Annotated in this window: 20 protein-coding genes; 7 read left to right on the top strand and 13 right to left on the bottom strand. The window is 70.9% G+C overall.

All coding sequences use genetic code 11. From position 1 onward, the window contains the following. Positions 1-51 precede the first annotated feature (51 nt). The 3 genes from D7V97_RS08205 to D7V97_RS08195 all read left to right on the top strand — a co-directional run bounded on the left by D7V97_RS08205 (position 52) and on the right by D7V97_RS08195 (position 3,446). Complete coding sequence (locus D7V97_RS08205) at positions 52-450, top strand: hypothetical protein (protein WP_120610050.1); 399 nt, start codon at positions 52-54, stop codon at positions 448-450. Between the two features lie 31 nt (positions 451-481). Continuing rightward, positions 482-1,012, top strand: coding sequence for a hypothetical protein (locus tag D7V97_RS08200; RefSeq protein WP_120610049.1), 531 nt, complete (start codon positions 482-484; stop codon positions 1,010-1,012). Positions 1,013-1,178: 166 nt separating this feature from the next. Then, positions 1,179-3,446, top strand: coding sequence for a zinc-dependent metalloprotease (locus D7V97_RS08195; protein ID WP_158623311.1), 2,268 nt, complete (start codon positions 1,179-1,181; stop codon positions 3,444-3,446). A 37-nt stretch (positions 3,447-3,483) separates the two neighbouring features. Here D7V97_RS08195 and D7V97_RS08190 read toward each other — a convergent pair whose 3' ends face one another. Both D7V97_RS08190 and D7V97_RS08185 read right to left on the bottom strand, forming a co-directional pair. Next, on the bottom strand, positions 3,484-4,197 hold the full coding sequence (locus D7V97_RS08190; RefSeq protein ID WP_120610047.1) for an immunity 52 family protein: 714 nt from the start codon (positions 4,195-4,197) through the stop codon (positions 3,484-3,486). A gap of 12 nt (positions 4,198-4,209) precedes the next feature. Continuing rightward, entirely contained in the window at positions 4,210-4,656 is a 447-nt protein-coding gene (locus tag D7V97_RS08185) for a hypothetical protein (RefSeq protein WP_120610046.1), read from the bottom strand. Between the two features lie 133 nt (positions 4,657-4,789). Here D7V97_RS08185 and D7V97_RS08180 point away from each other — a divergent pair, with 133 nt between their 5' ends. After that, positions 4,790-6,271, top strand: a complete 1,482-nt coding sequence (locus D7V97_RS08180; RefSeq protein ID WP_199728744.1) for a DUF2252 domain-containing protein — start codon at positions 4,790-4,792, stop codon at positions 6,269-6,271. A gap of 3 nt (positions 6,272-6,274) precedes the next feature. Here D7V97_RS08180 and D7V97_RS08175 read toward each other — a convergent pair whose 3' ends face one another. Genes D7V97_RS08175 through D7V97_RS08125 form a run of 11 tightly spaced genes read right to left on the bottom strand, consistent with a single transcriptional unit; the run spans position 6,275 to position 16,671 of the window. Further along, the gene (locus D7V97_RS08175) at positions 6,275-7,177 is read right to left on the bottom strand and encodes a MerR family transcriptional regulator (protein ID WP_120610045.1); all 903 of its coding nucleotides are present in this window, start codon (positions 7,175-7,177) and stop codon (positions 6,275-6,277) included. 9 nt (positions 7,178-7,186) lie between these two features. Beyond that, complete coding sequence (locus D7V97_RS08170) at positions 7,187-8,053, bottom strand: MerR family transcriptional regulator (protein ID WP_120610044.1); 867 nt, start codon at positions 8,051-8,053, stop codon at positions 7,187-7,189. Then, positions 8,050-8,727, bottom strand: coding sequence for a lysophospholipid acyltransferase family protein (locus D7V97_RS08165; RefSeq protein ID WP_120610043.1), 678 nt, complete (start codon positions 8,725-8,727; stop codon positions 8,050-8,052). Before D7V97_RS08165 ends, D7V97_RS08170 begins: the two co-directional genes overlap by 4 nt. Beyond that, a complete protein-coding gene (locus D7V97_RS08160) occupies positions 8,724-9,071 on the bottom strand; it encodes a lycopene cyclase domain-containing protein (RefSeq protein WP_120610042.1) in 348 nt (115 codons plus the stop codon). The genes D7V97_RS08165 and D7V97_RS08160 overlap by 4 nt, the downstream gene beginning before the upstream one ends. After that, positions 9,068-9,466: a lycopene cyclase domain-containing protein gene (locus D7V97_RS08155; RefSeq protein ID WP_120610041.1), complete on the bottom strand. Its 399-nt coding sequence runs from the start codon at positions 9,464-9,466 to the stop codon at positions 9,068-9,070. Before D7V97_RS08155 ends, D7V97_RS08160 begins: the two co-directional genes overlap by 4 nt. Further along, positions 9,463-10,581: a glycosyltransferase gene (locus D7V97_RS08150; RefSeq protein WP_120610040.1), complete on the bottom strand. Its 1,119-nt coding sequence runs from the start codon at positions 10,579-10,581 to the stop codon at positions 9,463-9,465. The genes D7V97_RS08155 and D7V97_RS08150 overlap by 4 nt, the downstream gene beginning before the upstream one ends. Then, positions 10,578-11,531 carry a carotenoid 1,2-hydratase gene (locus D7V97_RS08145; RefSeq protein WP_233582576.1) on the bottom strand — a complete coding sequence of 318 codons (954 nt, stop codon included), beginning with the start codon at positions 11,529-11,531 and terminating at the stop codon, positions 10,578-10,580. Before D7V97_RS08145 ends, D7V97_RS08150 begins: the two co-directional genes overlap by 4 nt. Next, positions 11,528-12,979 (bottom strand): NAD(P)/FAD-dependent oxidoreductase, encoded by a 1,452-nt coding sequence (locus tag D7V97_RS08140; protein ID WP_120610039.1) that lies wholly within the window; start codon positions 12,977-12,979, stop codon positions 11,528-11,530. Before D7V97_RS08140 ends, D7V97_RS08145 begins: the two co-directional genes overlap by 4 nt. Beyond that, a complete protein-coding gene (locus tag D7V97_RS08135) occupies positions 12,976-14,019 on the bottom strand; it encodes a phytoene/squalene synthase family protein (protein ID WP_120610038.1) in 1,044 nt (347 codons plus the stop codon). Before D7V97_RS08135 ends, D7V97_RS08140 begins: the two co-directional genes overlap by 4 nt. Beyond that, positions 14,016-15,572 carry an NAD(P)/FAD-dependent oxidoreductase gene (locus D7V97_RS08130; protein ID WP_120610037.1) on the bottom strand — a complete coding sequence of 519 codons (1,557 nt, stop codon included), beginning with the start codon at positions 15,570-15,572 and terminating at the stop codon, positions 14,016-14,018. The genes D7V97_RS08135 and D7V97_RS08130 overlap by 4 nt, the downstream gene beginning before the upstream one ends. A gap of 10 nt (positions 15,573-15,582) precedes the next feature. Further along, on the bottom strand, positions 15,583-16,671 hold the full coding sequence (locus D7V97_RS08125; protein WP_120610036.1) for a polyprenyl synthetase family protein: 1,089 nt from the start codon (positions 16,669-16,671) through the stop codon (positions 15,583-15,585). A 153-nt stretch (positions 16,672-16,824) separates the two neighbouring features. On the opposite strand from D7V97_RS08125, the gene D7V97_RS08120 reads away from it, so the two are divergent. The 3 genes from D7V97_RS08120 (at position 16,825) to D7V97_RS08110 (ending at position 19,415) form a co-directional block, all read left to right on the top strand. Beyond that, positions 16,825-17,364 carry a peroxiredoxin gene (locus tag D7V97_RS08120; RefSeq protein WP_233582580.1) on the top strand — a complete coding sequence of 180 codons (540 nt, stop codon included), beginning with the start codon at positions 16,825-16,827 and terminating at the stop codon, positions 17,362-17,364. After that, positions 17,361-18,278, top strand: a complete 918-nt coding sequence (locus tag D7V97_RS08115; RefSeq protein ID WP_120610034.1) for a TIGR01777 family oxidoreductase — start codon at positions 17,361-17,363, stop codon at positions 18,276-18,278. Before D7V97_RS08120 ends, D7V97_RS08115 begins: the two co-directional genes overlap by 4 nt. A gap of 87 nt (positions 18,279-18,365) precedes the next feature. Then, positions 18,366-19,415, top strand: coding sequence for an alpha/beta hydrolase-fold protein (locus D7V97_RS08110; RefSeq protein ID WP_120610033.1), 1,050 nt, complete (start codon positions 18,366-18,368; stop codon positions 19,413-19,415). The last annotated feature ends 248 nt before the right edge of the window (positions 19,416-19,663 follow it).

Below are 19,663 nucleotides of genomic sequence, written 5' to 3'. Positions count from 1 at the left end.
GCGCGGCGGCGGACGTAACCCCTTCAGCAATTCAAAAAGGGAGTTCCCAACATGAAGCGCTTCTCGAAGTCCTTTGGGATGTCCGTGGCCCTGGTCCTGCTCGCCGCCCCGGTGGTGTACGCAGGTGCCCGGTCGACGTTCAACGTCGTCGTCAGCACGGTGAACCGCACCGCGGAGGGCTCCATGGGCTCGGCGCGCAACAGCACGGATGCCACCCAGCGCATCTACTGTCGCACCTTCGCGGACAACACGGCGGGCGAGACGATGCGGTGCTTCGCCGTGGACACCGCGGGCACCTACGTCTCCTGCTACTCGACCGCGCCGGCGCTGATCCGCAGCGTGCAGTCCGCGGGTGACGAGTCCTACATCGCGTTCACCTGGGACGCGTCCGGCATCTGCCAGTCCTTCGACGTCCTCAAGGGCTCGCACCTGGCGCCGAAGAACCCGTAGCCCTCTCACGCCGTTCCCCTCCGGTGATCCGATGACGACCTTCCTCCGCACCCTGCTGTCGCAGGGCCTGGGCATCGCGCTCGGCATCGCCGGGGGCGTGGCCCTGACGCACGCCACCCTGGAGTCCCGCCTGGAGCGCCTGCTGGATGAGAAGCTGGCCGCGCAGCTCGGCCAGTTGCGGCCCCTCGTCCAGTCGCGCCCCAGCGCCGCGCCCGTCGTGATGCCAGCGCAGGACTCCCGTGAGGAGCTGCGGCTCATCCGCGAACAGCTCACCGCGCTCGCGCTCCGGGAGCCGCCAGCAGCAGCGGCCCCCGAAGCGGAGGACGCTCCGGAAGAAGCACGGCCCGCCACCACCCCGGAACAGGAAGCGTCCTCGCGTCAGGCACGACAGGTGCTGGACGAGGCCGTCTCCCGGGGCCGCTGGACGGAGGACGACCAGCGGCGGTTCAACGTCGCCCTGCGCACGGGCACGCGGGAGCAGCGGGAGGCGATGGAGAGCGGCCTGTCCCTGGCCATCAACAGCGGTCGGCTCCGCCCGGTGTTCGGCGAAGAGGGCCGCTGAGGGCGCAAGGCCAGAACCGGGCCGGCATATCGTCCGGGCTGAAAGTCATTGCGTGGTGGAGGGCATCTTTCGCTGCATCAATCCCTTCCGACATGCCACCCCCGAAATGCTGTTCCTCCAGCGCAACGGGCGGCGCGGTGCCGCCCCCACCCCCTGGAGTGATTCGATGCTTGGACGGACGTGGTCTTCGCGGCGCCGCTGGTGGGGCGCCGCGTCACTGATGGTGATGTTGACGGGCGGCGGCTGTGACACCGCCGAGCCAGTCACCGAGACGGAAGCCCCTGAAGCCTCGCTGGCCGTGAGCCTGGAGGACGCGTTCGTGGCGGTGCCCCGGGCCACGAGCACCGAGCAGCGGCAGCAGGTGGAGCAGCAGCTGTCCGGCATCGTGACGGACGCGGGCACCCACTTCTACCTGGCCATCAAGCGCAGCGAGCTGGACCAGAAGTGGTTCCTGTCCGCGTTCCTCAAGCAGGTCCATCCCGGGGGGGCGCTCTCCGGGGCTGGCAAGTCCCTGGGCACACGGGTGGTCTCCTTCCAGGAGCAGAACGGCCGGCTCTTCGTGTTGGATGTGGACGGCCGCAAGAAGTACAGCGACGTGTTCGACCCGCAAGTGCTGGTGGAGGCCTACCCCGTCGTCACCGACTACGGCCCGTTCAACCGCCTGCGCAACGCCGACCAGTACGTCCTCATCGACCCGTCGGCGGGGCTCAACCGCTTTGGCGTGGTGGGGGACTCGTTGTCCTACTCCACGCGCTTCCAGACGGAGCTGAGCTTCGCGCAGCGCTTCCACGCCATCACGGACGGCATCGCCTTCGAGCAGGTCTTCACGGGCTACTCAGAGCTGCCGGATCCGTTTGCCAGTGAGTTCCTGGAGCCCAATGGCTACCGCACCTCTGGCACGGTGGGCCTCGCCCTGCGCCGCTACAAGGAGGGCCCCGGCTACACGCCCACGGCCATGCCCGCGCAGACGCTCTACTTCCCGGGCGCGGAGAGCTTCATCAACAACGCCGGTGGCTGGACGGACACCCCGGCGATGAAGTGGAACATCCACCCCGGGATGAAGCCCATCCCCTGGGTCATCACCCCCACGGTGCTCACGCTCCAGGCCGACCCGCGCTTCCAGGCCTATGACCTGGTGGGCGCCATCAAGCGCGGCGTGGAGGGTTGGAACCAGGCGTTCGGCTTCAAGGTGCTGGAGGCCACGGTGGGCGGTCCGGAGCTCGACTTCGCGGATGACGACAAGAACGTCCTCATCTTCGACCCGGACGAGTTCATGCCCATCGCCTTCGCGAACTTCCGCATCAACCCCATCACCAGCGAAATGCGCGGCGCCAGCGTCTACCTGCCGGCCTCGTGGCTGGTGCTCGGGGATGAGAACTTCGAGAGCGACCCCGGTGCGTTCGCCGCCGCACGGGCACGGACGCTCCCGCCCGCGCGCATCTCCTGGGCCGGGATGAAGGCGGAGCCGCTGTGCGACCTGAACGTCCTCGAGCGCTTCGGCGACCCGGATTCCAGCCTCGCGTCATCGAGGACGGCGGTCACTCCGCAGACGAAGAAGCAGAAGGTGGAGGCCTACCTCACGCACGTGGTGTTGCATGAGATTGGCCACACGCTGGGCCTGCGCCACAACTTCGCCGGCTCGCTCGTGTACGACGGCACGCCCACGGGCCTGCGCAGCAGCTCCGTGATGGACTACGTCTTGGAGGAGGACTCCATCCTGGACGGCGGCGTGCCGGGCCCCTACGACGTGCAGGCCGTGCGCTACCTCTACGGGCTGGACGCCCAGTTGCCCACCTGGGAGTTCTGCACGGATCAGGACCGGATCACCGACCCGCGCTGTGCCGCCTATGACCGCACGAACGACCCGTTCAGCTTCACGCTGGCGGACTTCAACGGCTACGCCCAGAGCTTCCTCACCACGGCCTCGGTCTCGGTCCGACTCAACAACACTCTCAACAGCCGCACCAACCTCGTCCTGGGCTTCGTGCGGGCCGGGACGGAGCAGGTGCGGGCGTACCAGGACATCCTGGCGTCGGTGCGACCGCCGCTCGTCGTGCCTCCGGGCGCGCCCGCGGTCTACGCCTCCCGCGCGGATGAGCTCGCCCGCCGCGTCCTCACGCGCCTCTACCTGGACCCGGTGACGTCGCGCGGCACCTTCACCGCGAATGCGCCCACCACGCCGCAGTTCACGGCGCCGGTGCTGGCGGACGTGCGCGGCATCCTGCTCAACGTGGACGGCGTGCGCGGCTACGCGGCGCGTCGCGCCATGGTGGACATCCTGAAGCAATTCCAGACGCTGCCCGCGTACTCGGTGCTGCGCGAGGCCCGCGACACGCTCACCGCGCAGCTCACGTCGCTCACGGGGGATGAGCGGTTGCAGTCCGAGGACCTGCTGGCGCGCATCACCAGCGCGCTCTCGCCCTACTACCGCTGACGCGAACCGGGCCTCCTGAGCCAGCCCCACGGGGCCCTCAGGGTCGGGGGCCGGGCGGTGTCAGCAATCCCGCCCGGTCCAACAGCTCCTGGACGCGCGCAGCGAGCGCCACGTGCTCCGGGTTGCTGGCCGTGAAGCGTTCCGGGGTGAGGATGATCAGCGTGCCCTGGTCCCCCACGGGTTCGATGCGCACCGGAGCCGGCAGCGGAGGCACGGGGCCCCGCTGTCGGGCGAAGTACATGATCCAGCCCACGAACGAACCTGGGGTCGCGTCCTCCGAGACCTGGTCCCGATGCGCGGTGGACGTGGCGATGGCCTGGTCAGGCTCCCATGCCAGGACGGCCGCACGCAGGGCCTGCTCCATCACCGGAGCGGTCAGCAGCCGCTCCCGTGCGGCGCCTCCAGGAGGGAGCTCCAGGACGCAGGTATCTCCCACGAACTCCGAGGTGGAGCCACACGCGAACCTCACGCTGCTGCTCGCTCCGTCCGATGCTCCATTCCAGGCCGAGAAGGAGACCTCCCCGTCGCCACGTCTGTATTTGCTTTCGAAGAGGCGCCGGAGTGATTCCCCATCGGGAGCGACCGGAAGTTGGAGCGCGGTCGCGCGCGAGCCCGCCTTCTCGAACCACCGCAGGAACTCGGGATCGCACCGGGCCAACAGGCGGAAGAAGACCTCGGCTCGCCGAGCGTAGGACTCGACCGGCTCGACCCGACCGGGCCAATAGGCCCCGACATAATACTTCTCGATCATCTGGATCGACCCCTACCAGGAGGCCTGGGTGTGGACGACCTTGATTGAACCGAGTCCTTCATTCCGGAACAACTCCCTGACAACCTCCGCGACCTCACGCTCCGCGAAGTGCCACAGCAGGAAACCCACCACCTGACGGGGTGGCAAGGTGCCCAGCGTCACGGGGCTTTGGATCAGACAGCCCATCACCTCGGTCGCGGCCTCGGGCGTGAAGGGATTGACGCGCAGAGGGAGCGCGTCCAGGTCTTCCAGCCCCGCGCGCACCAGCAGTGCCTCGAACGCGTCCACCTCCAGGAGCCCCAGGTCCAACGCCTGTCGCGTCCCCCCACCCGATGGGGGGACGATCATCACGGTCCCCACCGGAATGCGCGCGGAGCGCTGCCGCCAGTGCGTCCGCGGGACGCCCGCACAGCCCGTCCAGAGCAGCGCCAGACACACCATCACGACCTGCACGCGCATCGTCCGCCTCCGTATTGATTCCCGCTGATGTTGCACGCCCACCGGTGAACACTCCGCGCCCATCCGCACCGCGGGGACGCTTCCCGTCCGATGCCCCGGTCCCCATCTTCGGGACCGAGGAGTCACACATCTCATGGATGCGGACGGCATATCGGAGCTGGGAGCCGCGAAGGTTCCCCTCGTGTCCACCCAGCAGCAGCAGCGCGTGCGGCGTCCACCCCGGAAGCTCAAGCCTTCCCGCCTGCGGGACGTGGACTTTCGCAGCGTCGACGAACGCATGGCCGCCGGCCGGGCGCTGCGCAAGCGCTGCCCGCGCAGCAGCCACGCCACCTGGAAGCCGTTCCGGGGACGCGACCCGCTGGCGCAGCTGAAGGAGTCGGACGCCACGCGGCTGCCCTGGCTGGTGCCCGTGCGGCACGAGCGCATGTCCGAGTCCCCCTTCGCCTTCCTGCGCGGCACGCCCTTCGCCATGGCGCGCGACCTGGCGCACACGCCCCACAGCGGCCTGCGCAGTCAAATCTGCGGCGATGCGCACCTGAGCAACTTCGGCCTGTTCGGCACGCCGGAGCGCAACCTCATCTTCGACCTGAACGACTTCGACGAGACGCTGCCCGGCCCCATCGAATGGGACGTGAAGCGTCTGGCCGCGAGCTTCGTCGTCGCGGCGAAGCAGAACGACCTGGGCGGCCGCTGCGGCAAGAAGGCCGCGCGCAAGGCGGTGGAGTCCTACCGCCTGATGATGCGCGAGCTGACGACCAAGAACCTGCTGGAGGTGTGGTCGCTGCACGTGGACGCGAAGCAGCTGCTGCGCTCCACATCGGAGGACACCGCGAAGCTCGCCTCGGAGGCGGTGGAGAAGGCGATGCGCCACACCAGCGCGCACGCGGTGGAGAAGCTCACCGTGGAGCGCAACGGCCAGCGGCACCTCGCCTACCAGCCGCCCCTGCTCTTCCCGCTCACGGCGGTGAAGATGGACGTGTCGGCCGACGAGCTGGAGCGGCGCATCAAGCAGCTCACGGTGGGCTACCTGGAGTCACTGGATGGCGCGGTGCGCGACCTGTGTCTGCGCTACCAGCGCAAGGAGTGGGGCTTCAAGGTCGTGGGCGTGGGCAGCGTGGGATTGCAGGCCTACGTCGTGCTGTGCGAGGGCAACGGCGGCAACGACCCGCTGGTGTTGCAGTTGAAGGAAGCGAAGGCCTCCGTGCTGGAGCCCTACCTGGGCCCCAGCGACGCGAGGAGCGCGGGCGAGCGCGTGGTGGTGGGCCAGCGGCGCATGCAGGCCTTCTCCGACCTCCTGCTCGGGTGGACGGAGGTGGAGGGCATGGGCTCCTTCTACGTGCGCCAGCTGCGCGACATGAAGGGCGCGCTGGACGCGGAGAAGATGGAGGCGCCCGTGTTCCTGGACTACGCGGAAGCCTGCGGAGCGACGCTCGCGCGGGCCCACGCACGCACCGGAGACGCCGCCTTCATCGCGGGCTATCTGGGGACCAGCGACCACTTCGACGAAGCCGTCGCGGACTTCGCCTGCACCTACGCGGATCAGGTGGACGAGGACTACGCGCGCTTCATCGAAGCCCTGGCGAAGAACGCGGAGGCGCTGACGCACGGCCTGTGAGCTTCACCCCGCGAGCCGCGTCCAGTCGGCTTCACCCTGGAACAGCCGCACGCCCACGCGCTCGCAGACGTCCGGGTGCGCCTGGGCCGCGGGGCCTCCCACCCAGACGGTCAAGCCCTTCGGCAGCGCCATCTTGATGCGCTGGAGCACGTCCTCGAACACCGTGGCGCCCCGGTTCGTCACCGCCGACAGCCCCACCACGTCCGGCCTGGCCCGGGCCACCGTCTCGCCCAGCCCTTCCGTCGGTACGCGCTGTCCCAGCAGCGTCACCCGCACGCCCGAATACCGCAGCCGCAGCGCCGCTCCCAAGAGCCCCAGCTCGTGCTCCTCCTCCGGGAAGCACGCCAGCACCGCGTGCTTGCGGACGCCTTCGGGCGCCCCATGCAGCAGGCTCACCAGCCGCTCGCGCACCACCTGCGTCACCAGGTGCTCCTGCGCCACCGACAGCGCTCCCGCGTGCCAGCGCTCCCCCACTTCGCGCTGCACCGGCACGAGCACGTCCTCCAACGCGCGCAGGGGCGGCAGGGAGGACAACACCTGGTCCAGGATGCGGGAGACGCGCGGCTGGTCATACGCCTCGGCCGCCTCCAGCACCGCCGCGCGCCACGCCTCCGGTTGGGCCCGCGTCCCGGACTCCTGCCGCTCCTGAACTTGCGGTGGCCCGGCGTCCAGATCCGCCATCAACCGCGGCACCAGCTTCGCCGCCTCGCTGATGGCCACGCCCTCCTCCGTCAGCGCCTTCAGCCGCTTGAGCAGCGCGACGTCGCGGTCGGTGTAGACGCGGTAGCCCGCCGGCGTGCGTTCGGGCGCGAGCACCCCGTAGCGGCGCTCCCACGCCCGGATGAGCTCCACGCGGACTCCCGACAGCTCCGCGGCGATGTGGATGCGATAGGTGCGCTCAGCCATGGCTCGGTTTCACGGTCGATTCTGGGCGTTCCTCACCTGCTGCCAGATGGAGATGAGCTCCTCCGCGGTCTCCGCGTACTGGGCCCCCATGTTGAAGAGCGTCTTCAGGTGCTCCCGCGCGCCCGGCCCACCCACCACCATCGGCACCGAAGCGCACGCCTGCAGCGACGCCGACAATACCGCGAGGAAGTCCGCCGGCTCCCGGCGCCGCACGAACGACAGCGCCACCACCTCCGGCCGCACCAGCGCGCAGGCCTCGTGCAGCGCCTCCGCGGGCGTGTCCGCGCCCAGCAACGTCACCCGCCAGCCCCGGGCCTTCAGGTGCACGGCCAGCGCCAGCAACCCGCCCTCGTGGTGGTCTCCCGCCGGACAGGCCAGCACGCCCCGGGGCCCGTCGCTCGTGCTCTCCATCCCCGCGAGCAACAGCCGCAACTGCTGTCGCACCAGCGCCGACCCCAGGTGCTCACGCGCCACGTCCAGGCGCGAGGCCATCTCCCGCAGCAGCGGAAGCAGGAACGTGTCGCAGTAGGCCAGCGGGCCCATCTGCTCCCGGGCCTCCTCCAGCACCGCGTCCGCTCCGTCCCCGTCCAGCACCATCACCGCCGCCCAGAAGCGCTCCATCCGCCGCGCTTCCGGCAGGAAGGGGGCCACAGCCACAGGCGCGGTCCGCACCTGGGCGATGGCCTCGCTCACCGACAGGCCGCCCTCCATCAGCTTCGCGACCCGGCGCACGGCCTCCACTTCGTCGCGTGAATAGACGCGGTAGTTGTTCTCGCTGCGCTCCGGCCGGGGAAAGCCATAGCGGCGCTCCCACGCTCGCAGCGTCGCCTCGCGGATGCCGGTGAGTCGGGCGATGGTGCGGATGCGCAGGCTCATCGGCCCAGGCCCCGCGCCGCGTCCCAGCGCTCCGCCACGCCGCGCGCTCCCGACACCTTGCGCGTGAAGCCCTCCAGGCTCGTCACCGTCGCCACCTTGTGCACCACCGACTCCAACCCGCTCTGGAAGCGCGCCAGCGGCCCGGCCTCGTGCGGCATGCCCACCTCCAGCAACACGTCCGGGCGCTCGTGCTCGAAGAAGGCATAGCGGATGGCGATGGGCACGCACTCCACCTTCGCCGCCTTCGCCAGCAATTCCACGCCCCGCTCCAGCTTCAGCGGGAAGGCCCCGAAGGGCCGGTGCTCCCCTTCCGGAAAGACACACACCGCGGCGCTCGGACGGCGCAGCAATTCCTTCGCGTACCGCAGCGAGGACAGCGACGACATCGCGTCCTGCTTGCGGATGCTGAACGCGCCCATCTTCGTGTGGAAGGGGTAGCGGCGCAGGTTCTCCTCATCCATCAGGCAGTAGCCGTCCCAGCCCGCCACCTGGCAGAGCTGGTGCAGCACGAAGCCGTCCCACCAGTTGCAGTGGTTCAGGTAGATGAGCCGCCCCTCGCCGTCGGCGGGCAGCTCGCCGCGCACCCACAGGCCCCGGAACGTCGAGCGGACCTTCCACCCAATGTACCGGTCCACCGCCCACCCGAAGGGGCCTCCCTTGGCCGCGCGGATCACGACGCCCGCGCCTCCCGGAGCCGCAGGAGCGCGGTGAACAGCGCGAGCCCCAGCGACACCAGTACGCTCGTCAGCAGGAAGAAGAGCACCTCCTCCAGCGGCACCGCCCCGATGTACACGCCCACATGGCGCCCCTCCCCGAAGTTCCAGATGCCGGTGGAGATGGCCAGGTGATCCGCGATCGACAGGTACACGCCCACCACCAGCGCCGGCGGCAGCACCGCGCGCAGCACCGCGCCCGAGCGCTCCTTGTAGTGCCCCACCAGCAGCACCCACTGGATTCCAATCACAGGCAGCGTCCACGCCAGCAGGTGGATGAGATACGCCCAGCGCGTCTCCATCATGACGACACCTCGCGCTGGCCCAGGGTGGGCTCGGCGCTGCGCTCGGCGCGGGCGGGCCGCTGCTTCGCGGACGCCGCGGACTCCGGCGGCTTGCCCAGCACGCGCTCCAACCGGGCCCGGGCCCACAGGCCGACGAGCAGCGTCTGGAGGCCGAAGAACAGGTACTCCTCCAGGGGCAGGTAGAAGAGCTTCACGCCCCAGATGCGCTCCGGGTCGAAGCCCCACAGGCCCCACTTCACCGCCATGTTGTCCCACGGCGACGTCGTCACGTAGACGACGACCAGGAGCACGCCCATCGGCGCCAGCCCCCGCCACGACAGCGTGCGGCGGTAGCGCACGAGCAGGAACAGGATGGGCAGCACCACGAACAGCCCCAGGAAGCGCGCGTAGGTCATCCCGGCCCTCCACTCCACTGCGACGCCACCCGCACCATGCGCCCTCCCGAAAGGAGCGCGTACGTGTGTCCGCGCCACGTCACCGTTCCCTGCCGCGTCAGCGAAGCCACGAAGGCCGCCAGCAGCAGCGCTTCGCCCGTGAGCCAGTCCGTCAGCGCGTGGCCCCGCCGCGCCTCGCCGGGCACCGCGCTCAACGCGGACAACCGCAGCGACAGGAGCGTGCGCACGACGATGAGCGCCCCCACCGCCAACCCCACCACGGGCTCGCCCAGCGCCAGGGCCAGCAGCACCAGCGGCAGCGTGGGCGTGAAGAGCAACGGCACCGTGGGGTACAGGCCCGGCCGGTGGCTCGCGAGCACCTGCATCCACCGCGTGAAGCGCTCCAGCGGCGTGCGCCAGGACGTCTCCGGCGCGACGGGCACCCACGCGGGCGCGGCGCTCAGCGCGACCTCCAGTCCCCGTGTGTGCAGCCGCTTCGCCAATTCCAGGTCCTCACCGATGTGATCCGACAACCCGCGCAGCTCTTCCACTGCCTGCGCGGACAACCCCAACGCCTTGCCACACACCGCCTGCGCGCCCGCGCTCATCGCATGCAGCGCGCGAAAGCTGTGATGCGTGTAGCGCAAGAGCCCCGCCATGGCACGCCCCGCCGCATCCACCGCGCCGATGGGCGTGGGCGCGGCGGTGCTCAGCGCGGCGCCCGCCACCAGCGGCGCGGCCAGCCCCTCCACCAGCGCCCCCGTCACCGCCACGTCCGCGTCCACCGCCAGCACCACCCGCCCGCGCGTGTCCAGCGTGCCCAGCGCGTAGAGCAGGTGCCCCACCTTGCGGTTGGGCGCGGGCGGATCACTCGGCAGCCACCGGACGCCCGGGGCCAGCCGGGGCCGGTAGGGCGACAGCACCACCTGCTCCAGCGGGCCCGCGTAGTCGATGGCGTGCGCCAGGTTCTCCAGCTCCTGCGGCGTGGGCGCGTCCACGGGGCGCAGCAGCAGCACGGACGGAAGGACGCGCGCGGCCGGCGCGGGCGCACGGCGCGACAGCCGCGCGAGCGCCACCGCGCTGAAGCCTCCAGCCAGCCCCGCCCACCCGAGCGTGATGAAGCCGAGCGCGTTCACGCTGCCCGCTCCACGCGCGTGCGGAAGTGCGCCATCCAGCGGATGAAGGGGGAGTGGAAGCGGCGGAAGTCCGCCACCTCGCCCATCGTGTCCAGCGAGCCCCGCCGTGACTCCAGCCGCGCGTAGAAGGGCGACGACTCCAGGAGGCGCGGTGTGCCCACCACCTCGTTGCCCGCGTGCAACCGGGCCGGGACGCGCAGCCCCCAGCCGGTGATGTTCGTGGGCCGCGCTTCGGTCATCGGTCCGCGCTCGCACACCACGCCGCCGGGCCCCGCCCTCACGCGCAGCGGCGCCACCCCACCCGGCAGGTGGTAGTCCACCAGCGTGTGGTCCGCGTGGTGCGTGCGCGCCCAGTGCCACCCGGACAGCCGCTCGCCCAACAGCTCATGGCCGTGGTTGGTGTCGTGGTAGCCCATGCCCTCCGCGGCGACCTCCAGCGAGGACACCTCCAGCCGCGCCTCCGAACGGGGCGCCAGCGCCTGCCAGTAGTGCGGCAGCCCCGGCATCAGCTGCACCTCGTCACCTCTTGGCGTCAGCGGCTTGAGCGTCAGGCTGGCGCGCACCGGGCGGCCCCACGGCGCCGTCCAGTCGTCCACCTCCATGCGCACCGAGCCGTCCGCCGCGTGCGTCAGCGTGGAGCGACCGATGCGCAGGCGCCCCGGCCCTTCCACCTCCGCGTGCGGGTACTCGCTCAGCACCCACAGCCGGCGCACGCCGTGGTGGTAGAGCGCGAAGTTCACCGCGCTGTGCTCCAGCGGATGGCCCCCGCGCCGCGCCGCCACCGAGTAGCGCGGCGAGAACAGCGAGCCCAGCATGAAGATGCACACCGCGCTGTACGGCCCCGCGGTGACGTCCGCGTAGAACCAGCGGTAGGCCCCCGCCGCATCGGGCAGCGCGGGCAGCGCCGGGACGAGCGATGGCGCGTCCTGCATCAGGAAGGAGGTCGTCATGCGCCCCTCCGCAGGTGCGCGGAGGCCATCTCCGCCGCGAACCGGCCCGACAGCATGACGAGCGGCACCCCGCCGCCCGGATGCGTGCCACCGCCCGCGAAGAACAGCCCCGGAGTGCCACCCCGGATGCGCGGCCGGCGGAACGGTCCGAAGCGGCCGTGCGGAAGGAAGCCGTAGATGGAGCCGCCCGGAGCGCCGCGCGCCGCCAGGTCCACCGGCGTGCGCTGCCCCACCACGCGCGTGCGGCCCCGCAGCTCCGGGTAGTGCCGGAAGAGCTTCTCGAACATCTGCGTGCGCACGAGCGGCGCCATCGACTCCCAGTCGCGCTCCGCCTGCTCCGCCTTCGCCTCTCCCAGCGGCATGGCCGGCGCGTTCACCATCACGAACAGCCCCGTGCGACCCAGCGGCGCCATGCCCGGGTCGGTCGCGGACGGGTTGCAGAAGTACACCGTGGGGTCCGTCGCCAATTGCCCCGCGAACAGCTCCTCGAACTCGCGCCGGTAGTCTCCGCCGAAGAGCACCGTGTGGTGTGGCAGCGCGGGACGCCCCTCCACCTCCAGCAGCAGCACGAAGCCGGACAGCGACAGCGGCTCCGTCTCGCGGTGCAGCGACGCCAGCGGATCCGCGTTCACCACCACGCTGTCGAAGGGCTCCTGTCCCGGGCCCACGCGGTAGCCCTGGCCGGTGCGCTCGTAGCGGGCGCGCGTGTCCAGGTGCACCGTCACGCCCAGCCGCCGCACCGCCTGCCCCAGCGCGTCCACCAGCGCGCCAATGCCGCCCCGCACGTGGTGCACTCCGTAGGCGTGCTCGATGTGCGGGATGAGCGCGAACGCCGCGCTGGACGCATAGGGCGACCCGCCCGCGTAGGTGGCGAAGCGGCCCACGTACTGCTGCAGGTGGTAGGTCTGGAAGTGCTTCGTCGCCAGCGTGTGCAGCGTGTCCAGCTGCATCCCCGCCAGCATCGCGCTGATGCCCCGGCGGGCCACGCGCGTCATGAAGCCGGCCATGCCCTCGAAGGGAGCCTCCAGGTAGGGCTCGCCCGCGGCGCGCCAGATGGCCGCGGCCTCCGCGTAGAACGAGTGCACGCCCTTGCGCTCCACGGGGCGCAATTCGGCGGCGCTCTCCGCCATGCGCTCCAGGTCCTTGTACGCGGTGAAGCCGCACCCGTCCGCGAAGCGGTAGCTGCACTGCGGCTCCAGCTCCGTGAACGGCGGCAGCAGGTCCAGCGCATCCAGCTTCTCGAAGGTGCCCCGCACCAGCGCCGGCAGCGTCAGCAGCGTGGGGCCCGTGTCCAGCGTGAGCCCCTCCACGGTAACGGCCTGCGCCTTGCCGCCCAGCGAAGGGCTGCCCTCGAACAGCGTCACCGCGTGGCCCTCCTTCGCCAGGAGGCCCGCCGCGGTCAGCCCGCCAATCCCGCCGCCAATCACCGCCACGCGCGAGGGCTTCATCCCGGGCCTCCCGCGCTCGTGGAGAGCCGTGGCGAGGACGTCGCGGGCAGCGCGGGCAGCGCCGGGTCGGACTCGGGCAGCACCGCCCGCGGACGCATGAACGCGGCCGTCGCCAGCGCCAGCTTGCGCCCCTTCGTCGTGTGGGCCCGGCCGCTGAACACGTCGTAGTCGCGCGCTTCGATGTCGCGCAGGATGTCGCCGTAGATGGCGCCCATCAGTCGCACCATGCGCTGGCTGCCGAAGCCGGTGAGGTACTTCACGCCGCTCGCGGCCCGCGCGTAGTAGGCCCGCGCGCGTTGGATTTGAAAGCGCATGAAGTCGCGCCAGCGCGCATCCACCTGGCCCCGGCGCAGGTCGTCCTCGGTGAGCCCGAAGGCCTTCAGCTCCTCGGCGGGCAGGTACACCCGGCCGCGCTCCAGGTCCTCGCGCACGTCGCGCAGGATGTTGGTGAGCTGCATGGCCCGGCCCAGGTCCGCCGCCGGCTCCACGGCCCGCGCGTCCTCGCACCCCAGCACCGGCGTCAGCATCAACCCGACAACACCTGCAACCCGATAGCAGTACAGCTCCAGCTCGTCCCACGTCCCATAGCGGTGCTTCGTCAGGTCCATCTCCATGCCGGAGATGAGGTCCTGGAAGGGCTGCTCCGGGATGCGGTAGTGGTGGATGGAGTGGCGCAGCGCCGCGAACTCGCTCGGCTCCCACGGCGACGGCGCCTCCGCGGCGGGCTGCCGTTCGGAGGGAGGCCCCAGCTCCTTCGACGCCAGCTCCGGCAGGGGCAGGTACACCTCCGCCACGCGCTCGCGCGCCCGGGTGAGCCGCGTGGACAGGGCCACGGGCACCGCGTCCGTCGCGCGCTCGTCCGCCGCGTCCACCATGTCGTCCAACCGCCTGCAGAACGCATACAGCGCGAAGGCCGCCTTCCGCCGCTGGCCGAAGAGCAGGTACGAGGCGAAGAAGAAGCTCTTCGCGTGATGGCGCGTGACGACGCGTGCGCGCCGGTAGCCCTGCGCGATGAGCGCCGGGGACTCGTGGAGGCTCATGCCGCCACCTCCACGGGAACAGGTTCTCCGGCCAGAGCCCCTGGCCGTGGCGTCAACGTCACGCCTTCCTTGTGGGCCCACGTCATCAACCGCTCGGTGACGAGCTTCGCGGAGATGAGCACCGTGGGCAGGCCCGTGCCCGGCTGGGTGGAGGCGCCCACGAAGAAGAGGTTCTTCACGTTTGGATCCACGTTGGTGGGCCGGAAGGGGCCCACCTGGAAGAAGTTCTGCGCCAGCCCGAACGCGCTCCCGCGCGCCAGGTTGTACGTGCCGGCCCAGTCGTCCGGGGTGAACACGCGCTCCACCTCGATGTCCGCCTCCAGGTTGGGGAAGCCCAGCTCGCCCAGGCGCTGGAACACCTTCGCACGCACCTGGGGACCTTCCACCTTCCAGTCCAGGTTCGGGTGCTGGTGCGGCACGGGCACGAGGACATAGAGCGCGTCCTTGCCCTCCGGCGCCAGCGATGCGTCCGTGCGCGAGGGCACGTTGACGTAGAAGCTGGGGTCCTCCGGCACGCGGAAGCGCTGGAAGATGTCGTCGAAGGAGCCCGCGTAGTCCCGGCCGAACATCACGTTGTGATGCAGCAGCTCCGGCACCTTCTTCTTCATGCCCAGGTAGAGCATGTAGCCGCTGGAGGTGAAGCGCAGCTTCGGGGCGCGCTTGAACGGCGCGTCCTTGGGGTCCAACAGCTTCTCGTACGCGTACGGCAGGTCCGCGTTGCACAGCACCGCGTCCGCGGGCACCACCTCGCCGCCCACCAGACGCACGCCCGTGGTGCGGCCGTTCTCGGTGAGGATGCGCTCCACCGGCGCGCCGTAGTGCAGGCGCACGCCCTCCTCGCGCGCCAGTCGCTCCAGCGCGAGGGGAATGGCATACAGGCCGCCCTGGGGGAACCAGATGCCCACGCCCAGCTCGGTGAAGGGCAGCAGGCCGTACACCGCCGGGGACTCGAACGGGGACACGCCCAGGTACATGGTCTGGAACGTGAGCGCCGCGCGCAGCCGGTCGTCCTGGAAGAAGCGGCTGACGTCCGCGTACATGCGGCGGTGCGCGCGGGCCTTGAAAATCTTGGCCAGCACGCCCGGCGACAGGTAGTCGCGGATGCCGTCGAAGTTGCGGCCCACGAAGTGGTCCAGGCTGATGCGGTACTGGGTGCGGCCCTGTGCCAGGAAGGCCAGGTAGCGCTGGAAGCTGCCCGGCTCCACGCGCTCCAGTTCGCGCCCCATGGTGCACAGCTCGGACGTGAAGGTGACGTCGGAGCCGTCCCGGAAGTGCACCCGGTAGTTCGGATCGCAGCGGACCAGCGTGAGGTAGTCCTCGATGCGACGGCCGAGCGCGCGGAAGGTCTCCTCGAACACCTCCGGCATCAGCACGATGGTGGGCCCGATGTCCCACGTGAAGCCGTCCGCCTTGAGCTGGTTGCACCGCCCGCCCGGGCCGCGCGTCTTTTCGAACAGCTGGACGTCGAAGCCCTGCCGCGCGAGCCTCGCCGCCGCGGCCAGTCCGCCGACCCCCGCGCCCACCACCACCACCCGCTTGCCTTGTGCGCTCATGGACGTGTCCTCAGGAAGCACGACGCGCGAGCCGGGCGATCAACGCGTCCAGCAGGTCCCGCATGCCGTGGGGGTTGGGCAGGGTGCTCAGGCCGCGACGCGCCAGGCGCGACGCCCGCTCCACCGCGCGCTCACACGCGACGCGGCCTCCGAACGACTCCACCAGCGCCCGGGCTCGCGCCAGGGCCACTTCGTCCTTCTCTTCCACCGGCAGCGCCCACAGTCGCTCCAGCTCCTCGCGCCCCGCGGGCGTGGCGCGCACGTACGCCGCCATCACCGGGAAGGTGCGCTTGCCCTGCGTGAAGTCGCCGTCGCACGCCTTGCCCGCCACCGACGCGTCGCCGAACAGGCCGATGAGGTCGTCCCGCAGCTGGTAGGCGAGCCCCACCGAGCGGCCCACCTGCTCCAGCCCCTTCTGGAGCGAATCATCCGCGCCGCCCAGCATCGCGCCGCACACCAGCGGGGCGCTGAAGCCGTAGCGCGCCGTCTTCAAGTGCGCCACGCGCAGCGTCTGGAAGAGCGTCACCTCCGACAGCGGCATGCGCGACAGGTCCAGGTCCAGGTACTGCCCGGCCGCCGTGTGCCGGCACACGCCCAGGTAGTACTGCACCACGCGCGACACGCCCGGCAGCCCGGACTCCAGCATCGCCTCCAGCGAGCGGGCGAAGAGGTGGTCGCCCATGACGACGGCCAGGTCCTCGCCCGGCCGGCCCGGCGCCAGCATCCGGTGCAGCACCAGTCCGCCCCGCCGCAGCTCCGCCTGATCCGCCACGTCGTCATGGATGAGCAGGAACGTGTGCAAGAGCTCCAGGCCCGCCGCGAAGCGCCACAGCCCGTGAGGCACCCCGGTGCCTCCCCGCGCCAGCCCGTACCCCGCCAGCACCAGCGCCGGCCGCAGCCGCTTGGCGGGGCGCAGCGCGTAGGTGCGCGCCTGATCCACCGCCCGCGTCCAGCGGGCGTCCAGGGTGGACTCGTCCGGCAGCTCGAACAGCCGGGCGAGCGCCGTCTCCACCTGGGCCTGCACGAGCTGCAGCCAGGCCTGCTCCGGGGGTGCCACGCCGCCGGGGATCTGCTGCACGTTGGGAAGCGGGGTGGCCATACAGCGGATCTCCGAAGTCGGAAGCACGGCAGCAGCCTTTCCACCTAGAGGTAGCGTTTGCGTCCAGAGATTGTCAAGGCTATGTCTAAGGTTTGTAAAAACCTTGTACACGGGAGACTCCCCATGCGGGCGTGGATCACAAGTGCGTTGGCGGTGACCCTGGCGGCGGGGAGCGCGAGCGGGGCGCCCCCCGCCCCGGAGCCGGTGGATGCGACGTTAAGCACCTCCAAGGGGGAGCGCGTCCGGCTGTCACGCTGGCGTGGAAAACCCGTCATCCTGTTCTACGAGGACAAGGACTCCACGACACTCAACCTGCCCCTGAAGGACGAGCTGTTCACCCGGGGACGCGAGCGGGGGCTGCTGCAGAGCGCGTGGGTGGTGGCCATCGCCAACCTGGAGAAGTACGACTTCTTTCCCGCTCGGGAGATTGCCCTCTCGTACGTGAGGGACGAGGAGAAGAAGGCCGGGGTCCCCATCCTCGTGGACCTGGAGGGAACCCTGGGCGACGCGCCCTGGAAGCTGCCCACCAAGACGTCCAACGTGATGCTGCTGGACGCGGAAGGGACGCTCGTCTTCCGCTACTCCGGCCGCATGAAGCCAGAGGACCGGGTCCGCTTCTTCACGGCCCTGGGGGCGCTGGTGGGGCAGGACCTGCTGGCGGAGCAGGAGCCGCCGCCGGAGGCCCACCCGTGAGGGTGACCTGCACGGGGGCCAGCGGCTTCCTGGGTCCGGGCCTTGTCCAGGGTTTGTTGAACGCGGGCCACGGCGTGCACGTGCTCAGCCGCAACGTTGAACAATCGCTGGGCAGGCTGCCCGCCGGGGTGACGGGGTCCTTCTTCGACGGCCGGACGCCGCTGTCGCCGGACGCGCTCGGCGGGGCGGAGGCGGTGGTGCACCTGGCCGGGGAGCCGGTGGACCAGCGCTGGACGCACGACGCCAAGCAGCGCATCCACCAGAGCCGGGTGGAGGGCACGCGGGTGCTGGTGGAGGCGATGAAGCAGGCGGGCACCGTCCGGCACTTCGTCTGCGCGTCGGCGGTGGGCTACTACGGCGGGGCGCGCGCGGATCAGCCGCTGACGGAGGAGGACGCACCCGGCGACGACTTCCTCGCCCACGTGTGCCAGGGCTGGGAGGCGGAAGCGGCGCGCGCAATGGAGGCGGGCCTGCGCACGGTGCGCCTGCGCATCGGGGTGGTGCTGCATCCGGCGGGCGGCGTGCTGCACCGGATGCTGCCGGTGTTCCGCATGGGCGCGGGCGGCCGGGTGGGAAACGGCCACCAGTACGTGAGCTGGGTGCACCGCGAGGACCTCTTCGCGCTGGTGCGCTTCGTGCTGGAGCACCCCACGCTGGAGGGCGCGGTGAACGCCACGTCGCCGGAGCCGGTGACCAACGCGACCTTCGCGCACGCGCTGGGCGCGGCGCTGGAGCGGCCCGCGGTGTTGCAGGTGCCGGGCTTCGTCCTCAAGGCGCGCTTCGGCGAGATGGCGCGCGTGGCGCTGGAGGGCCAGCGGGTGCTGCCAAGGCGTGCGCTGGAGGCGGGCTTCCAGTTCCGCCACCCCGCCCTGGACGAAGCGCTGCGAGACCTGCTGCCGCACGCGGGACACTGAAGACACTGCCCGCGATGTCCGCGGGTGGACGCAGGGCGCGCGGGGCTCCAATGCGCGTCCCCGCGCTGCATACAGTGCCCGGCACGCATGGACACGAAGACGCTGGAAGCACGCGCGCGCCGAGAGGGCACGCCGGTCATCGACGGGGACACCGCCACCTTCGTGTGGAAGGGCAACAGCCGCGTCTTCCTCCAGGGGGACTTCCAGGACTGGCGCGGGGAGCCGCTGCCGCTGGAGCGCGTGGACAAGGGCCTCTGGGCGCGCTCGCTGGCGCTGCCGGAGGGCGCCTATGTGGAGTACGCGCTGCAGGACGCGCGGGGCCGCCGCGTGCGCGACGCGTTCAACAAGCGCCGCTCCGACAACGGCTTCGGCGGTTTCAACCACTGCTTCTGGATGCCGAAGGGAGAGGCCACGACGCTGGGCAAGCGCGTGCGCGGCGTGCCCAAAGGCCGCGTGACGCGCCACCAGGTGGACACGCACGAGTGGGCCGTGGGAGCGAAGCGCGCGGTGGCCCTCTACGCGCCGCCCGTCCCCGGGCCCGTGCCGCTGGTGGTGGTGCTGGACGGCGACGACTACCTGGAGCGCGTCCAGTTGCCCACGGTGGTGGACAACCTCGTCGCCCAGGGCCGCATGCGCCCGGTGGCCCTGGCCTTCGTGTCCAACGGCGGCCCGGCCCGCACCGCCGAGTACGCGTGCAGCGAGGCCACCGTCGCCTTCCTGGAGCGCCGCGTGCTGCCCCTCGCGCGCGAGAAGCTGTCGCTGGTGGACGCGCAGCGGACGCCCGGCGTCCACGGGGTGCTGGGCTCGTCACTGGGCGGGCTGATGGCCCTCTTCGTGGCGCAGCGCCTGCCCGCCCTCTTCGGCCGCGTGCTGTCCCAGTCCGGCGCCTTCTCCATCGACGGCATGGACCTGGTCGTCTTCGACCTGGCCCGCAGGCCCGCCCAGCCGCCCCTCCACGTCTGGATGGACTGCGGCGTCTTCGAAGGCCTGCAGGACGGCAACCAGCGCCTGCTGCCCATCCTTCAGGCCTCGGGCCACCGCGCCACGTACCGGACCTACAATGGGGGCCATAACTATCCCGCCTGGCAGTCCAGCCTGCCGGCCGGCCTGGAAGAATTGTTCCCGGTTCCCGGATGACGCGGCGCGTCGACATCCCTCAAGTCCGTCCGGGGCGGAAGGCCAGTGTTAACAACGGGTTGGCCGCTTGGGTAAGCGCTCAAAACGAAATGATCCGGGATTGGGCAGCGCGTCTGACGCGGCAGGCGAGCAAACGGACAGGGGTTGTGGACCGGGAGGCTACGCAACCTGGGGGGAGCCCGGTGCGATAACCGGTGTAGGTGCGCATCCTGACGCGAGCACCGCGTCCGGCCCCTCCCGCCCTGGAG

The organism is Corallococcus sp. CA053C, from assembly GCF_003611675.1.
Classification (GTDB): domain Bacteria; phylum Myxococcota; class Myxococcia; order Myxococcales; family Myxococcaceae; genus Corallococcus.
The sequence above is the reverse complement of the archived record's forward strand: the minus strand, read 5'-3'. Positions and strand labels throughout refer to the sequence as shown.

Excerpts from the sequence above, each read along its gene's own strand:
- D7V97_RS08205 (WP_120610050.1), top strand. The coding sequence starts at position 52 with ATGAAGCGCTTCTCGAAGTCCTTTGGGATGTCCGTGGCCCTGGTCCTG.
- D7V97_RS08200 (WP_120610049.1), top strand. The coding sequence starts at position 482 with ATGACGACCTTCCTCCGCACCCTGCTGTCGCAGGGCCTGGGCATCGCG.
- D7V97_RS08195 (WP_158623311.1), top strand. The coding sequence starts at position 1,179 with ATGCTTGGACGGACGTGGTCTTCGCGGCGCCGCTGGTGGGGCGCCGCG.
- D7V97_RS08190 (WP_120610047.1), bottom strand. The coding sequence starts at position 4,197 with ATGATCGAGAAGTATTATGTCGGGGCCTATTGGCCCGGTCGGGTCGAG.
- D7V97_RS08185 (WP_120610046.1), bottom strand. The coding sequence starts at position 4,656 with ATGCGCGTGCAGGTCGTGATGGTGTGTCTGGCGCTGCTCTGGACGGGC.
- D7V97_RS08180 (WP_199728744.1), top strand. The coding sequence starts at position 4,790 with ATGGATGCGGACGGCATATCGGAGCTGGGAGCCGCGAAGGTTCCCCTC.
- D7V97_RS08175 (WP_120610045.1), bottom strand. The coding sequence starts at position 7,177 with ATGGCTGAGCGCACCTATCGCATCCACATCGCCGCGGAGCTGTCGGGA.
- D7V97_RS08170 (WP_120610044.1), bottom strand. The coding sequence starts at position 8,053 with ATGAGCCTGCGCATCCGCACCATCGCCCGACTCACCGGCATCCGCGAG.
- D7V97_RS08160 (WP_120610042.1), bottom strand. The coding sequence starts at position 9,071 with ATGATGGAGACGCGCTGGGCGTATCTCATCCACCTGCTGGCGTGGACG.
- D7V97_RS08155 (WP_120610041.1), bottom strand. The coding sequence starts at position 9,466 with ATGACCTACGCGCGCTTCCTGGGGCTGTTCGTGGTGCTGCCCATCCTG.
- D7V97_RS08145 (WP_233582576.1), bottom strand. The coding sequence starts at position 11,531 with ATGACGACCTCCTTCCTGATGCAGGACGCGCCATCGCTCGTCCCGGCG.
- D7V97_RS08140 (WP_120610039.1), bottom strand. The coding sequence starts at position 12,979 with ATGAAGCCCTCGCGCGTGGCGGTGATTGGCGGCGGGATTGGCGGGCTG.
- D7V97_RS08135 (WP_120610038.1), bottom strand. The coding sequence starts at position 14,019 with ATGAGCCTCCACGAGTCCCCGGCGCTCATCGCGCAGGGCTACCGGCGC.
- D7V97_RS08130 (WP_120610037.1), bottom strand. The coding sequence starts at position 15,572 with ATGAGCGCACAAGGCAAGCGGGTGGTGGTGGTGGGCGCGGGGGTCGGC.
- D7V97_RS08125 (WP_120610036.1), bottom strand. The coding sequence starts at position 16,671 with ATGGCCACCCCGCTTCCCAACGTGCAGCAGATCCCCGGCGGCGTGGCA.
- D7V97_RS08110 (WP_120610033.1), top strand. The coding sequence starts at position 18,366 with ATGGACACGAAGACGCTGGAAGCACGCGCGCGCCGAGAGGGCACGCCG.